General features: G+C 43.6%; 1 protein-coding gene. It reads right to left on the bottom strand.

Annotated elements, in window-relative coordinates:
• Positions 1-10: 10 nt before the first annotated feature.
• A partial coding sequence (locus CXF65_RS01085; RefSeq protein WP_157823984.1) for an IS982 family transposase occupies positions 11-530 on the bottom strand: 520 nt, incomplete at its 5' end.

The following is a 530-nucleotide window of genomic DNA, read 5'->3' on the forward strand; positions in this document are numbered from 1 at the left end:
TACCCCACTCTCAACTTGAAATAAGCAAATCAAACTGAAGAGGCGGATTACCAAGTTTTTTGTTGAGTACAAAGCACAGATTGTGTGAAAGAATCTTACGAATCAATCGATGAGACAAATGCCATAAATCTCTTGCTCGTACCCTTTGTATATTAAATCGTTCTGATAGCTGACCAATGACTGTTTCAACGATACGGCGGGCTTTCATTAGCCGCCTTACCACAGGTTTGGGTCTATCCTCTTTCATGTTGGCTCTGAGTGGCGTTTGTAAATCCACGCCTTGAGCGTCGTAGTACGATGTCAGACTAGGGCTGATATACCCTTTATCAGCGCCAAGTAGCCCATGAATATGAGTGGTGATTTCTGGGGCAACCGCTCTTTCATCAACATTGGCAGGAGCAAAGGTAAAGCCTTTAATCATGCCCGATAAGTTAACAAGCAAATGGCCTTCAAAGCCATAGTACCTCTCTTGCTTAGCGGCACAGTAGCTAAAAGCTGCTAAGTCTTGATAATTCTTATGCCGATAAGCG

The sequence above is a fragment of the Psychrobacter sp. Sarcosine-3u-12 genome (assembly GCF_002836005.1).
In the GTDB taxonomy this organism is placed as follows: Bacteria; Pseudomonadota; Gammaproteobacteria; order Pseudomonadales; family Moraxellaceae; genus Psychrobacter; species Psychrobacter okhotskensis.